This window comes from Rhizobium gallicum bv. gallicum R602sp, from assembly GCF_000816845.1.
GTDB lineage: Bacteria > Pseudomonadota > Alphaproteobacteria > Rhizobiales > Rhizobiaceae > Rhizobium > Rhizobium gallicum.
Genome location: NZ_CP006877.1, coordinates 1,824,495 through 1,838,083 on the forward strand (window position 1 = coordinate 1,824,495; position 13,589 = coordinate 1,838,083).

General features: G+C 60.8%; 12 protein-coding genes. 10 read left to right on the top strand and 2 right to left on the bottom strand.

Annotated elements, in window-relative coordinates; genetic code table 11:
* Nucleotides 1-46 precede the first annotated feature (46 nt).
* The 5 genes from RGR602_RS09100 (at nt 47) to hflX (ending at nt 6,352) form a co-directional block, all read left to right on the top strand.
* Entirely contained in the window at nt 47-2,317 is a 2,271-nt protein-coding gene (locus tag RGR602_RS09100) for a sensor histidine kinase NtrY-like (protein ID WP_039846746.1), read from the top strand.
* Nucleotides 2,307-3,671, top strand: a complete 1,365-nt coding sequence (gene ntrX / locus RGR602_RS09105) for a nitrogen assimilation response regulator NtrX (RefSeq protein ID WP_039844830.1) — start codon at nt 2,307-2,309, stop codon at nt 3,669-3,671. Before RGR602_RS09100 ends, ntrX begins: the two co-directional genes overlap by 11 nt.
* Before the next feature lie 61 nt (nt 3,672-3,732).
* Nucleotides 3,733-4,596: a D-amino-acid transaminase gene (locus tag RGR602_RS09110; protein ID WP_039844831.1), complete on the top strand. Its 864-nt coding sequence runs from the start codon at nt 3,733-3,735 to the stop codon at nt 4,594-4,596.
* Between the two features lie 110 nt (nt 4,597-4,706).
* A complete protein-coding gene (gene hfq / locus RGR602_RS09115; RefSeq protein ID WP_003539403.1) occupies nt 4,707-4,949 on the top strand; it encodes an RNA chaperone Hfq in 243 nt (80 codons plus the stop codon).
* A 77-nt stretch (nt 4,950-5,026) separates the two neighbouring features.
* The gene (hflX, locus tag RGR602_RS09120) at nt 5,027-6,352 is read left to right on the top strand and encodes a GTPase HflX (protein ID WP_039844832.1); all 1,326 of its coding nucleotides are present in this window, start codon (nt 5,027-5,029) and stop codon (nt 6,350-6,352) included.
* 325 nt (nt 6,353-6,677) lie between these two features.
* Here hflX and mazG read toward each other — a convergent pair whose 3' ends face one another.
* Together mazG and RGR602_RS09130 are read right to left on the bottom strand one after the other, a co-directional pair.
* Entirely contained in the window at nt 6,678-7,517 is an 840-nt protein-coding gene (mazG, locus tag RGR602_RS09125) for a nucleoside triphosphate pyrophosphohydrolase (protein WP_039844833.1), read from the bottom strand.
* Nucleotides 7,518-7,523: 6 nt separating this feature from the next.
* Entirely contained in the window at nt 7,524-8,111 is a 588-nt protein-coding gene (locus tag RGR602_RS09130) for a nucleoside deaminase (RefSeq protein WP_039844834.1), read from the bottom strand.
* Between the two features lie 249 nt (nt 8,112-8,360).
* Between RGR602_RS09130 and cysG the strand changes: the two genes are divergently transcribed.
* Genes cysG through RGR602_RS09155 form a run of 5 tightly spaced genes read left to right on the top strand, consistent with a single transcriptional unit; the run spans nt 8,361 to nt 13,564 of the window.
* Complete coding sequence (gene cysG, locus RGR602_RS09135) at nt 8,361-9,797, top strand: siroheme synthase CysG (protein ID WP_039844835.1); 1,437 nt, start codon at nt 8,361-8,363, stop codon at nt 9,795-9,797.
* A 2-nt stretch (nt 9,798-9,799) separates the two neighbouring features.
* On the top strand, nt 9,800-10,114 hold the full coding sequence (locus RGR602_RS09140; protein WP_039844836.1) for a DUF2849 domain-containing protein: 315 nt from the start codon (nt 9,800-9,802) through the stop codon (nt 10,112-10,114).
* Between the two features lie 8 nt (nt 10,115-10,122).
* The gene (locus RGR602_RS09145) at nt 10,123-11,793 is read left to right on the top strand and encodes a nitrite/sulfite reductase (RefSeq protein ID WP_039844837.1); all 1,671 of its coding nucleotides are present in this window, start codon (nt 10,123-10,125) and stop codon (nt 11,791-11,793) included.
* Nucleotides 11,794-11,803: 10 nt separating this feature from the next.
* Nucleotides 11,804-12,316 carry a DUF934 domain-containing protein gene (locus RGR602_RS09150; RefSeq protein WP_039846747.1) on the top strand — a complete coding sequence of 171 codons (513 nt, stop codon included), beginning with the start codon at nt 11,804-11,806 and terminating at the stop codon, nt 12,314-12,316.
* Nucleotides 12,317-12,352: 36 nt separating this feature from the next.
* Nucleotides 12,353-13,564 carry a UbiH/UbiF family hydroxylase gene (locus RGR602_RS09155; protein ID WP_039844838.1) on the top strand — a complete coding sequence of 404 codons (1,212 nt, stop codon included), beginning with the start codon at nt 12,353-12,355 and terminating at the stop codon, nt 13,562-13,564.
* Nucleotides 13,565-13,589 lie beyond the last annotated feature (25 nt).

A 13,589-nucleotide genomic window follows, 5' to 3' on the forward strand; every position in this document is an offset into this window, starting at 1 on the left:
GATGAACCGTGACATACCGGCTTCTGCCGCTTGGAGTGATGACTTGATGAAGCAGGATGCGGCACCGCCTGCGGCAGATAGCGATGCGGTCTCGACCGTTACCGATCGCCGGGCGCTGTTTGCGCTGCCGGGTCTTGTCCTGGCCGGCGGCGCATTGCTCTGCGCGACGCTGACGCTCTTCATCCTGCTGGGTGTGACACCGATCGACCCGACGACCCGCGTCGTCATCACTTCGGTCGTGGTGAATTCCTTCTTCGTGCTTGCACTGATAGCGCTGATCGGACGCGAAGTTGCGCGGTTGCTCAAAGCGCGCACCCGCGGCCGCGCCGCTGCCCGTTTGCACATCCGGATCGTCGTCCTGTTCTCGATCGTCGCCATCACGCCGGCGATCCTGGTGGCGATCTTTGCAAGTATCACGCTGAATGCGGGGCTCGACCGGTGGTTCGCGCTGCGCACGCAATCCATCGTCAGTTCATCGCGCAATATCGGCCAGGCCTACATGATGGAGAACGCCAGCTATCTGCAGGGCCAGACCATCTCCATGGCGAACGATCTGGAACGCAACCGGGTGCTTTACAACCTCGACCGCACGGGCTTCGGGGAGTTGATGACGCGTCAGGCGCGGGGCCGCGGGCTGCTCGGCGCATTCCTAGTTGAAAGCGACGGCACTGTCATCGTTCAGGCGGACATCAAGACCGAGAAGCCGTTACCAGCGATCCCGCAGGATGCCCTGCAGAAAGCCGCCGCTGGCCAGCCGACGCTCATTCCGCCGGGCGTAACCAACCTTGTCGGCGCCATCATCAAACTCGAGCAGATTCCAAGCGCGTTCCTCTACACCGTGCGCGCCGTCGATCCGAAGGTCATGGGCGCAATGCGCATGATGGAGGAAAACGCGACGGAATACCGCTCGATGGAGGCGGGTCGCGTCTCGCTGCAGATCGCGTTCGCGGTTCTCTATATCGGTTTTGCCCTGATCGTGCTGCTTGCGGCGATCTGGACGGCTATTGCCGTTGCCGACCGGATCGTCCGCCCGATCCGCCTGCTAATCACCGCGGCCGACAGCGTGGCGTCCGGCAACATGGATATCGTCGTGCCGGTTCATGCGGTCGATGGCGACGTTGCAAACCTATCCCGCACGTTCAACAAGATGATTTCGGAAATCCGTACACAGCGTGACGAGATCCTGGAGGCGAAGGACGAGGTGGACGACCGCCGCCGCTTCATCGAGGCCGTGCTGTCGGGTGTCACCGCCGCAGTGATAGGCGTCGAAAACGACCGGCGGATCACCATCGTCAACAGTTCTGCCGAGACGCTGATGTCGCTGCCGGCACGCGAGATGCTCGGGAAGCAGTTGAATGAAATTGCTCCCGAAGTCGATCAGGTGCTGAGCGAAGCTGCATCGCGCTACCGCGGCGATTTCCGCAAGCAGATTGCTCTCGTGCGCGGCGGAACGGTGCGAACGCTGAGCGTGCAGGTCACGCGCGAGGAAGTTCGCGATACAAGCGATTCCTACGTGATTACCCTCGACGACATTACCGATCTCGTGATCGCGCAACGCTCGACGGCCTGGGGCGACGTGGCAAGGCGCATCGCCCATGAGATTAAAAACCCTCTGACGCCCATCCAGCTCTCCGCCGAGCGCATCCAGCGCCGTTACGGAAAGCAGATCAATCAGGAGGATCGCACGGTCTTCGATCAATGTACCGATACGATCATCCGGCAGGTTGGCGATATCGGCCGCATGGTGGACGAGTTTTCGGCTTTTGCGCGCATGCCCAAGCCGACGAAGGAACAGACTGATCTGCGCAATATTCTCCGCGATGCCATCTTCCTGCGTGAGATGGGCAATACGCATGTGAGCTTCCAGCAGGAATTCGGCGACAAACCGCTGGAGGGCCAGTTCGACAGCCGCATGCTGGGTCAGGCGTTCGGAAACCTGATCAAGAATGCGGTCGAATCCATTGAGGCTGTTCCGAGCGGCGAGCGCGATCAACGGAAGGTTCTCGTCAGGGCGTCGTTGGACGAGAGCCGCGACCGCTTCACGGTCGACGTCATCGACAATGGCCGGGGACTACCGGTGGAAAACCGGCACAGCATCCTAGAGCCCTATATGACGATGCGGGAGAAGGGCACTGGCCTCGGCCTCGCTATCGTCAAGAAGATCATTGAAGAGCATGGCGGGCAGTTGGAACTGCATGATGCGCCCGCCAATTTCGACCAGGGAAGGGGGGCCATGATCCGCGTGCATCTGCCGCGTCTCGAGCCGGTTCCCGCCGCCCCGGCGCCAAATGACAAGGAAAGTGTGTATGGCCTCTGATATTCTCGTCGTCGATGATGAGCATGATATTCGCGAGATCGTCTCCGGCATCCTCTCTGATGAAGGACACGAGACGCGTACCGCGCATGACAGCGACAGCGCGCTCGCCGCGATTTCCGATCGCGCGCCGCGCTTGATTTTCCTGGATATCTGGATGCAGGGCAGCAAGCTCGACGGTCTCTCATTGCTGGACGAGATTAAGACGCGCCATCCCGACATACCGGTTGTCATGATTTCGGGCCACGGCAATATCGAAACGGCTGTTTCCGCCATCAAACGCGGCGCCTTCGATTTCATCGAAAAGCCCTTCAAGGCTGATCGCCTGATCCTGATTGCCGAACGCGCGCTGGAAAACTCGAAGCTGAAGCGGGAGGTATCCGAGCTGAAGCGGCGCGCAGGCGACGCCGTCGAACTGATCGGCACGTCCGTCGCGGTCTCGCAGCTTCGCCAGACGATCGAAAAGGTCGCGCCGACCAACAGCCGCATCATGATCTTCGGCGCATCTGGCTCCGGAAAGGAGCTGGTGGCGCGGATGATCCACAAGAAGTCGGCGCGCGCCAACGGACCGTTCGTGGCCTTGAACGCTGCGAACATTACGCCGGACCGCATGGAAGTCGCCCTCTTCGGGACGGAAGGCTCCCCTGGCCAATCGCGCAAGACCGGGGCGCTGGAAGAAGCCCACCGCGGCATACTCTATCTTGATGAAGTCGGCGAAATGCCGCGCGAGACGCAGAACAAGATCCTGCGCGTGCTTGTCGACCAGCAGTTCGAGCGCGTCGGCGGATCGAAGCGCGTGAAGGTGGATGTCCGTATCATCTCTTCGACGGCTTACAATCTGGAAAGCCGCATCGCCGAGGGCTGGTTCCGCGAGGATCTTTACCATCGCCTCGCCGTCGTCCCCGTTCGCGTACCGGCATTGGCGGAACGCCGGGAGGACATCCCGTTCCTTGTCGATCAGTTGATGCGCCAGATTTCCGAGCAGGCGGGCATCCGCCTGCGCCGTATCGGCGACGATGCAATGGCGGTGCTGCAGGCTCATGACTGGCCAGGCAACATCCGACAGCTGCGCAACAATATCGAACGGCTGATGATCCTTGCACGCTCGGATGGTCCGGATGCGCCGATCACAGCCGACATGCTGCCGACGGACCTCGGCGACATGCTGCCCAAGGTGTCCGCTAAGAACGACTACCACATCATGACGCTTCCGCTGCGCGAAGCCCGCGAGATGTTCGAGAAGGATTATCTGATCGCGCAGATCAACCGCTTCGGCGGCAATATCTCGCGCACCGCGGAATTCGTCGGGATGGAGCGCTCGGCGCTTCATCGTAAGCTGAAGTCGCTCGGCGTCTGACTGCTCCGGCGCAATTTTCTGCGCCGGTTTCCCATTTCATTGCCTTGGATGCAGGTTTTCCATGCCGAGAATTTCCTATGTAAATGGCCGCTACGTGCCGCACGCCGATGCGATGGTACATATCGAAGACCGCGGCTACCAGTTCGCGGACGGCGTCTACGAGGTCTGCGAAATACGTCACGGCTACATCGTTGATATCACGCGCCATCTCGACCGCTTGAACCGCTCGCTTGGCGAGTTGCGTATTACCTGGCCGATGAGCCGCCAGGCGATGATCCATGTGATTCGTGAAACGGCGCGCCGCAACAAGGTACGCAACGGCCTGTTCTATCTGCAGGTGACGCGCGGCGTGGCGCGCCGCGACCATGTCTTTCCGGCCGAAGGCACCAAGCCTTCGCTGGTCATCACGGCCAAAAGCACCGATCCCGCGGTCATCGCGAAGAAAAACGCAAACGGCATCAAGGCGATCACCGTTCCGGACAATCGGTGGGATCGGGTTGATATCAAGACGGTCGGTCTTCTTTCGAATGCCCTGGTCCGCCAGCAGGCGAAGGAAGCCGGCGCCCAGGAGGCCATCTATGTCGATGCCAACGGCTGCGTGAAAGAAGGTGCCGCGACGAATGTCTGGATGGTCGACGCCGACGGCACCTTGATCACGCGCCCTGCCGAACATGGTATTCTGCGCGGCATCACGCGCACGACGCTGATGGATGTCGCGGAGAAGCTTGACCTCAGGATCGCCGAGCGGAACTTCACCGTCGCCGAAATGCTGGCGGCACGCGAGGTCTTCATCACGGCCGCCACAAGCATTTGTTTTCCCGTCGTTTCCATCGACGGGCAGACAATTGCCAACGGTCATCCCGGCACGATCTCGCAGAATATTCGAGAAGCCTTTTTCGACGTTGCGGAAAAGATTGCGATTTGATACCAAGATTTGCTGGACGGAAGGGATGAGGGTTACCCTCCGTCTTTCAGGAGAGGTTGATTAATATTCACCGGCCAGGTCAAGCCGGCAATAAAGAAAGAAGCGGCGCGATGGCGGAACGTTCTCAGAATTTGCAGGACTTATTTCTCAATACTGTTCGCAAACAAAAGATTTCTCTCACAATTTTTCTCATTAACGGCGTAAAGCTCACGGGCGTTGTCACTTCTTTCGACAATTTCTGCGTTCTTCTTCGCCGTGACGGCCATTCGCAACTCGTGTATAAACACGCGATCTCAACGATCATGCCGGGTCAGCCCATGCAGATGTTCGAGAGCGAAGAAGCAGCGTCCTAACAAGGTCAGCAGTCATTTCGACACGCGATACCAGGAATGATTCCATCATCCCGGAGGCTCAGAGACTTCGGGATGATATGCGGGCAACCGTCGTCGTGCCTGTGCTCAAGCAGGCGCGGAGCAGGAGTACGCCCATCGAAGGAGCTGCGACCCGCTCGCCGGAAAGCCGCCTTGAGGAAGCGACTGGTCTCGCTGAGGCAATCGATCTGGATGTGGTCAACGGCGCGATCGTACCGATCTCCGACCCGCGTCCGGCTACGCTGCTCGGCACCGGCAAGATCGAGGACATCAAGGCGCAGCTCGATGAGCATGATTCCGGCCTGGTGATCGTCGATCACCCGCTGACGCCGGTGCAGCAGCGCAATCTCGAGAAGGAGTGGAATGCCAAGGTCATCGACCGCACGGGCCTGATTTTGGAAATCTTCGGCCGCCGCGCCTCCACGAAGGAAGGCACGCTGCAGGTCGACCTTGCGCATCTGAACTATCAGAAGGGCCGTCTGGTCCGCAGCTGGACCCACCTCGAACGCCAGCGCGGCGGCGGCGGCTTCATGGGTGGCCCGGGCGAAACGCAGATTGAAGCCGACCGCCGTCTGCTGCAGGATCGGATCATCAAGCTGGAGCGCGAGCTGGAGCAGGTCGTCCGCACCCGGCAGCTGCACCGGGCCAAGCGCAAGAAGGTGCCGCATCCGATCGTGGCACTTGTGGGCTACACCAACGCCGGCAAGTCGACGCTCTTCAACCGCATCACCGGCGCAGGCGTGCTCGCGGAGGACATGCTCTTCGCCACGCTCGACCCGACGCTTCGCCGCATGAAGCTTCCGCATGGCCGGACCGTTATCCTGTCCGACACCGTCGGCTTTATCTCCGACCTGCCGACGCATCTCGTCGCCGCCTTCCGCGCAACGCTTGAAGAGGTGCTGGAATCCGATCTGATCCTCCACGTCCGCGATATGTCGGATGCAGACAATCAGGCGCAGAGCGCAGACGTGATGCGCATCCTGAAAGATCTCGGTATCGACGAGGCTGAAGGGGCACGACGCATCGTCGAAGTCTGGAACAAGATCGACCGTCTCGAACCGGAAACGCATGATGCGATTGTGCAGAAGGTTGCGGGCGCCGAAAACGTGGTCGCTGTTTCGGCCATCAGCGGCGAGGGCATCGATCACCTGATGCAAGAAATCAGCAAGCGCCTTTCCGGGGTGATGACCGCGACGACGATCAAGCTGCCTTTGGGCAAGCTGGCGCTGCTACCCTGGCTTTACGAACATTCGATCGTCGACGGCCGCGAAGACAATGAAGACGGCACGGTGACGCTCGACGTAAGGCTCGCCGAAAGCGAAGCCGCCGAATTGGAACGGCGCATGGGCGACGGCCCGAAGCCGCAGAAGGAAGACTGGGAATAGCAAGCCCCTGACCGCTTCAAAGCACATTCGGAACCCGGCGTCCGTTGCGGATGAAAAGACGGTCGGCACAGAAGCTGTCGCTGTTTGACGTCGCCTCGCCCCCCTTTCTCATCCCCATGCCTGGCGCAGGGATCCAGCGCTCAAGTCCTTGGGTGCAGGCAACTTTTCTCGCGGAGGCTGGCTTCCTGTGAGGCGAGCATGGGATGGACGCTGACGGCAGCAACGGCGACCTGCGGGGAGGAGATCCTTCGCGGCCCTGTGGCTTCGCCTTCAGGCACCTATGCCGAAGGCGACAGATTCGACGAATGAGCGCCGACCTTCGACGCTAGCCCCCCGCGACTGCCCGCTCGATCGCCTTGGCGGCCTGCCAGATTTCCTCCATGCGCTCAAGCGTTGCCGCCTCAAGCGTTTCGCCATCTGCTTCAAGTGTTTTCTCGATGTGATTGAATCGGCGCCTGAATTTCGTGTTCGTGCCGCGAAGCGCCTGCTCGGGATCGGCCTGTACATGCCGGCCGATATTGGCAATGGCGAAGATCAGGTCGCCGAGTTCATCGCTGACCTTCGCGTGATTTCCCTCCTTGAGTGCGGCACGAAGCTCGCCGATCTCTTCCTCTATCTTGTCGAGGATGGGCTCTGGCGCCGACCAGTCGAAGCCGACCTTTGCGGCGCGTTCCTGCAGTTTCAGCGCTTCTGTAAGCGCGGGGAAGCTCCGCTGCACGGAGCCAAGAAAGCCTGCCCTGAAATCTTCGGAAACGCCGCGCCTTGCGCGCCTTTCGGCGCGCTCGTGTTTCTCCGCCTGCTTGATCTCGTCCCACTGCTTCTTGACGAGTTCCGGCGTGTCGGCATCGGATCGCGCGAAGACATGCGGGTGGCGGCGGATCATCTTGCGCGTTATGGCTTCGACGACGTCGCCGAAGGTGAATTCGCCGGCTTCCTCGGCCATGCGGGCATGGAAGACGACCTGCAGCAGCAGGTCGCCAAGTTCCTCGCAAAGGTCGTCCATGTCGTTGCGTTCGATCGCATCGGAAACCTCGTAGGCTTCCTCGATCGTATAGGGCTTGATCGTTTCGAAGGTCTGGACGATGTCCCAGGGGCAGCCGGTTTTGGGATCGCGCAGTGCCGCCATGATCTCGATCAGGCGCGAAATATCTTTTGAAGCTTCCATGATATCTCAGTTCAAGGGGATGGCATTGGCGTCTTTGGACGCCTGATAGATGTCGGACAGCGCATCGTAGCGGGCCTTGATTCCGGCGGCCCGCGCTTTCAGACCGGTTTTCAGCGGTTCGTCCTCGCTTTCGATAAGATCGGCGATCGCAAAGCTGTTCCAGAATGCGTTGTGACGGCGGTATCCGCCCGGTTCGAGCCCGAAGACCTCCTTCAGAATCTTCAGATCATGCGGGATGGCAAAGCTGTCGCGCGAATCCTCATGGCTGAAGAAATAATAGAAATTGTCGAAACCCGCCCAGGTGATCGCCGACATGCACATGCTGCAGGGCTCGTGCGTCGAGAGAAAGATGAGATCCTTGGTCGAGGGCTTATCGGACAGCTCGTAAAAGCGCTTCAATGTGTGGACTTCGCCATGCCATAGCGGATTTTCCAGTTCGTTGTTCGTTTCCGCGACGACCAGCGCCAGGTCGGACTTACGCAGGATTGCCGCGCCGAAGACCTTGTTACCCTCGGAAACGCCGAGCTCCGTGATCGGCAGGATATGCTTCTCGATGACTTCGAGAAGACGGGGAGCAATCGTCTTTTCCGGCATAGTGTTCTCCTGTTTCGAGCAGTTTACCGGTTGCCGCCGGGAAGCGGAATGCATGATCGCGCCGAATCTGGGCATTTGTCACCAGCTTATGATGCGCTGCAGCAGCATTTTCAAACGACCGGGCGACTTTTCTCAAATCCTTGAGATGGCGAGCAAAAGAATACGCACTCAGCGGGGCTTTCGAATTTCTGTTTCTTCAATCCGTTGACCGTAAAAGGCATAGTCGGCCAACTTCGAAGTGGAATGATAATGCCTTCCAGCAACGAACTGCTATCGGTGTTTCCCGCATTCTTCCGTGTGGAAGGGCGGATCGCAGCCGTTTTCGGCAATGGAGACGAGGCCTTCGCCAAGGTGCGCCTGCTGCTGAACACGCGCGCCCGCATTGTTGCTTATGCGGACCATCCCGAGGCCGATTATCATTCGTTCCTGATTTCCAATCGAATCGAAACCGTCCGTGGCGCTTTCTCGCCCGAGCAGGTGGATGGTGCGACGCTTGTTTTTGCTGCAACCGGTAATGCTGCCGAAGATCGCGCGGTCGTGGAAGCTGCCCGGGCGGTCAGAGTTCCGGCCAATGCAGTCGACCAGCCGGACTATTGCGATTTCTTCACGCCCGCTCTCGTCAATCGCGCGCCGGTCGCCGTTGCGATCGGCACGGAAGGTGCCGGCCCGGTGCTCGCGCAGATGATCCGTGCGCAGGTCGATCAGTTGCTTTCCCCGTCGCTCGGCCGCCTGGCCGATCTTGCGACGAGCTACCGCAAGACCGTCGAACATCTCGTTCCACGCGGCGTCGCCAGAAGGGTCTTCTGGCGCCGTTTTTTCTCTGGTCGCGTGGCGGACGCCGTTGCAAACGGCAATCTTCCCGAAGCGCGGCGTGCCGCAAACGGCCTCCTGCGCCCGGCGGAAAAGGTTGACGGTCGCGTCTGGCTCGTCGGTGCCGGTCCTGGAGCCGAAGATCTGCTGACGTTGCGCGCCCAGCGCGTGATGATGGAAGCCGACGTCATCGTTTTCGATGCGCTGGTGCCGCAGGCGATCGTCGATATGGGTCGCCGCGATGCCGAGCGCCTTTCGGTCGGCAAGCGCAAGGGTTGCCATTCGAAATCGCAAGAAGAGATCAACGATCTGCTTGTCCAGCTTGGACGCCAGGGCAAGCGCGTCGTGCGCCTGAAATCCGGCGATCCGCTGGTTTATGGCCGGGCAGGGGAAGAGATGGCGGCGCTGCGTGCCGCGGGCATCGGCTACGAGGTCGTTCCGGGCATCACTTCCGCTTTCGCCGCCGCGGCCGATTTCGAGCTGCCGCTGACGCTGCGCGGCGTTGCCTCGTCGCTGGTCTTCACGACCGGGCATGATCTGACCGGCGACGTGCTGCCCGATTGGGCAAGCCTTGCCGTGTCCGGCGCGACGATCGCCGTCTATATGGGACGGACCGTCGCAGCTTCGGTCTCCGAGCGGCTGATGAGCGCTGGGCTTCCCGCCGAGACGACCGTTGCCGTCGTCGAGAATGCAAGCCGTGCGGACCGTCGCCTACTGCACGGCATTCTGCGCGATCTTCCCGACTTGCAGCATCGTGACGAGTTGACCGGACCGGTCATGGTCATTATCGGCGATGCCGTCGCAGGCGCCAATTTCGAACTGTCCGAGCCACTGGTGCGCCATGAGGCGACCGCGCCGGAATTTGCAAGGAGCTGAACATGGTCGACAAGGTTCTGACCGCCAACAGGCTGACGGACGGCGTGGCGGTCTGGCTTAACGCCGGCGGCGAATGGGTAACCTCGCTGCAGGATGCGCTCATCGCCCGCCATGCCGAGGCCGTGACGGCTTTGGAAGAGATCGGCAAGAAATCCTATGCCGACAACAAGGTCGTTGACGTTGCCGTCATCGAAGTTCAGGAAGCCAACGGAGTTCTATGGCCGCTTCGCCTCCGCGAGCGCATCCGCGCCCAGGGCCCGACCATGGAATATGCGCCGGGCTACAAGCCGGCCGATCCCGAATTCATTGCAGTCTGAGGAAGCTGATGTACCGTTACGACGAATTTGACCACGCCTTTGTCGCCGAGCGCGTCGAGCAGTTTCGCGACCAGGTCCAGCGCCGTCTGACCGGTGAGCTTGCCGAGGATGCGTTCAAGCCGCTGCGCCTGATGAATGGCGTCTATTTGCAGCTCCATGCCTATATGCTGCGCATCGCCATCCCCTATGGCACGCTCTCCTCGCGCCAGATGCGCATGCTCGCCCATATCGCCCGCACCTACGACCGCGGCTACGGTCACTTCACGACCCGCCAGAACCTGCAGTTCAACTGGCCGAAGCTCTCCGACATGCCGGACGTGCTTGCCGAACTTGCGACGGTTGAGATGCATGCCATGCAGACCTCCGGCAACTGCATTCGCAATGTCACGGCGGATCATTTCGCCGGTGCCGCGGCGGACGAAGTCGCCGATCCGCGTCCCTATGCGGAAATCCTGCGCCAATGGTCGTCCGTGCATCCGGAATTCTCCTTCCTGCCGCGCAAGTTCAAGATCGCCGTCACCGGCGCCGAGCGCGACCGCGCGGCGATCCAGGTCCACGATATCGGCCTGCATTTGAAGAAGAACGACAAGGGTGAGATCGGCTTTGCCGTTTACGTCGGCGGCGGCCAGGGCCGCACGCCAATGGTCGCCAAGCTGATCCGCGACTTCCTACCGGAAGAGGACCTGCTGTCCTACACGACCGCGATCATGCGCGTTTACAATCTGCACGGCCGCCGCGACAACAAGTACAAGGCGCGCATCAAGATCCTCGTGCACGAGACCGGTGCCGAAGAACTGGCGCGCCAGGTCGAGGTTGAGTTCGTGCAGCTCAAGGATACCGAGCTCAAGTTGCCGGAGAAGGACGTCCAGGCGATCGCCGCCTATTTCGCGCCGCCCGTGCTGCCGGAACGCGCCGAAGGCTGGGAGAACCTTGCCCGCTGGAAGAAGGCTGATCCGGCATTTGCCCGCTGGGTGCAGCAGAACGTAGCACCCCACAAGAACCCCGATTACGGCATGGTGACGATCTCGCTGAAGCCGATCGGCGGCATCCCGGGTGATGCCTCTGACGCGCAGATGGATGCCGTTGCCGACATCGCCGAGGAATATGCCTTCGACGAAATTCGCGTGAGCCACGAACAGAACCTCATCCTGCCGCATGTGGCGCTGGGCGATCTGGAAGCCGTCTATCGCGGCCTGGTCGCGGCTGATCTCGAAACTGCCAATGCCGGCCTCATCACGGATATTATTGCCTGTCCGGGGCTGGACTATTGCGCGCTCGCCAATGCGCGCTCCATTCCGGTTGCGCAGGAGATTTCCAAGCGATTTGGTGATCCTGCGCGTCAGGCGGAGATCGGCGAACTGAAGATCAAGATTTCAGGCTGCATCAACGCCTGCGGGCATCACCATGTCGGCCATATTGGCCTGCTCGGCGTCGAGAAGAAGGGTGCCGAACTCTATCAGATTACGCTCGGCGGCTCCGGCGACGAACACACCTCGATCGGGGAGATCATCGGCCGCGGCTTCGAACCGGACAAGGTGACGGACGCAATCGAGACGATCGTCGATACCTATCTCTGCATCCGCCGGGACCCGTCTGAAACCTTCCTTACAGCCTATCGCCGCGTCGGACCGCAGCCTTTCAAGGACGCGCTCTATGGCGCGGCCGCGGAAGCGGCATAAGGAGGGGATGATGACGAAGATTTGGAGAGAAACCGGTTTCGTCGCCAACGATCCCTGGGTGATCGAGAGCGATGAGGTGAAAGCGACCGAAGATCAAAAGCCTCTGCTCGGCCTCGACGAGTTGATCGCCACGGCCGGAGAGAGCAACGATGTCGGCCTTGGTGTGCTCATCAAGCCCGCCGACGACGTGCGCAAGCTCGAGCCTTACCTCGATCGCCTCGATATCGTCGCTGTTGCTTTTCCGGCATTCAGCGACGGCCGTGCCTTCAGCCATGCTTCGCTGCTGCGCGAGCGACTGGGTTATGCCAACGAATTGCGGGCGGTAGGCGATGTGCTAATCGACCAGATCCCGTTGATGCTGCGCGTCGGGATCGACAGCTTCGCCGTGACCAATGAAACGGCGCTCAAGCGCCTTTCCGAAAATCGGCTGCCCGGAATTCCGCATCATTATCAGCCGGCTGTGCGTGACGCGGACGTCGGCAGGGGCTATAGTTGGCGCCGTCAGGCGAAGCCGGCGGCATAATGCCGGTTCGCCGTTTCTGATGACGGAAGCGATGCAATGAAACATTTCGAAGTGGCGGTGATCGGCGGCGGTCTCGCCGGCATGGTGGCCGCGATCGCACTGGCGCGCGGCGGCCGCAGCGTGGCGCTGATTGCGCCTCCCGCCGCGACCGAGGACCGGCGCACGACGGCCCTGATGGATCAGTCGATCCGCTTCCTTGATCGCCTGGCTCTCTGGGAAAAGCTGAAGCCCGAGACCGCGCCGCTGAAAAGCATGCGCATCATCGACGGCACACGTCGCCTGCTGCGTGCACCAACCACGACGTTCCGCTCCGTCGAAGTCGAGCTCGATGCCTTCGGCTACAACTTCCCGAACAAGGCTTTGACCGAGGTGCTCGAGGCGGCGGTCGCCATCGAAGGCAATATCACGCGCTTCACTGCTTTTGCTGACAGCATTGATATCGGCGAGAATGCCGTTTCCATTATGCTGGCGGGCGGCGAGATGCTGTCTGCAGATTTTGCTGCCGGCGCCGACGGTCGCAAGTCGAAGCTTAGAGAAAAAGCCGGCATTGGCGCGCGCAACTGGTCCTATCCACAGTCGGCCATGGTGCTGAATTTCGGCCATTCGCTGCCGCACGAAAACACCTCGACGGAATTTCATACCGAATGCGGCCCCTTTACCCAGGTACCCTTGCGCGGCAATCGCTCCAGCCTCGTCTGGGTACAGAATCCGTCGGATGCTGCCGCCGGCCTCGAATTGTCGCTTGCCGAATTGAGCAATGTCGTCGAAGAGCGGATGCAGTCGCTGCTCGGCAAGGTGAGCGTCGAGGAAGGCGTCCAGATTTGGCCGCTTTCGGGCATGGTGGCGCACCGCTTCGGCAAGGGCCGGATGGCGCTGATCGGGGAAGCCGCGCACGTTTTCCCGCCGATCGGAGCACAAGGCCTCAATCTCAGCCTGCGCGATATCATGGCGTTGACGGATATTCTCTGCGACCGGGCCGAACTGCCGATACCAGCCGATTCGGGCGATCGGTTTGACCGCAGGCGCCGCGCCGACATCATGACGCGAACGGTCAGCGTCGATTTGCTGAACCGCTCGCTTCTCTCCGGTTTCCTGCCGGTGCAGATGCTGCGCGCCGCGGGCCTCCACATGCTCTCGGCGTTTCCACCTCTACGCAGCGTCGTCATGCGCGAAGGCATAGAGCCGGGTCGCGGATTGCGTGATATTCCGACTGCCTTGCGGGAAAAACTCAGCCGGAAGAAAGGCTGAACTGATCGCGGTCGGTACGGCGGCT

Excerpts from the sequence above, each read along its gene's own strand:
- ntrX (WP_039844830.1), top strand. The coding sequence starts at position 2,307 with ATGGCCTCTGATATTCTCGTCGTCGATGATGAGCATGATATTCGCGAG.
- RGR602_RS09145 (WP_039844837.1), top strand. The coding sequence starts at position 10,123 with ATGTACCGTTACGACGAATTTGACCACGCCTTTGTCGCCGAGCGCGTC.
- hfq (WP_003539403.1), top strand. The coding sequence starts at position 4,707 with ATGGCGGAACGTTCTCAGAATTTGCAGGACTTATTTCTCAATACTGTT.
- RGR602_RS09110 (WP_039844831.1), top strand. The coding sequence starts at position 3,733 with ATGCCGAGAATTTCCTATGTAAATGGCCGCTACGTGCCGCACGCCGAT.
- RGR602_RS09130 (WP_039844834.1), bottom strand. The coding sequence starts at position 8,111 with ATGCCGGAAAAGACGATTGCTCCCCGTCTTCTCGAAGTCATCGAGAAG.
- RGR602_RS09100 (WP_039846746.1), top strand. The coding sequence starts at position 47 with ATGAAGCAGGATGCGGCACCGCCTGCGGCAGATAGCGATGCGGTCTCG.
- RGR602_RS09140 (WP_039844836.1), top strand. The coding sequence starts at position 9,800 with ATGGTCGACAAGGTTCTGACCGCCAACAGGCTGACGGACGGCGTGGCG.
- mazG (WP_039844833.1), bottom strand. The coding sequence starts at position 7,517 with ATGGAAGCTTCAAAAGATATTTCGCGCCTGATCGAGATCATGGCGGCA.
- RGR602_RS09150 (WP_039846747.1), top strand. The coding sequence starts at position 11,804 with ATGACGAAGATTTGGAGAGAAACCGGTTTCGTCGCCAACGATCCCTGG.
- hflX (WP_039844832.1), top strand. The coding sequence starts at position 5,027 with ATGCGGGCAACCGTCGTCGTGCCTGTGCTCAAGCAGGCGCGGAGCAGG.
- RGR602_RS09155 (WP_039844838.1), top strand. The coding sequence starts at position 12,353 with ATGAAACATTTCGAAGTGGCGGTGATCGGCGGCGGTCTCGCCGGCATG.
- cysG (WP_039844835.1), top strand. The coding sequence starts at position 8,361 with ATGCCTTCCAGCAACGAACTGCTATCGGTGTTTCCCGCATTCTTCCGT.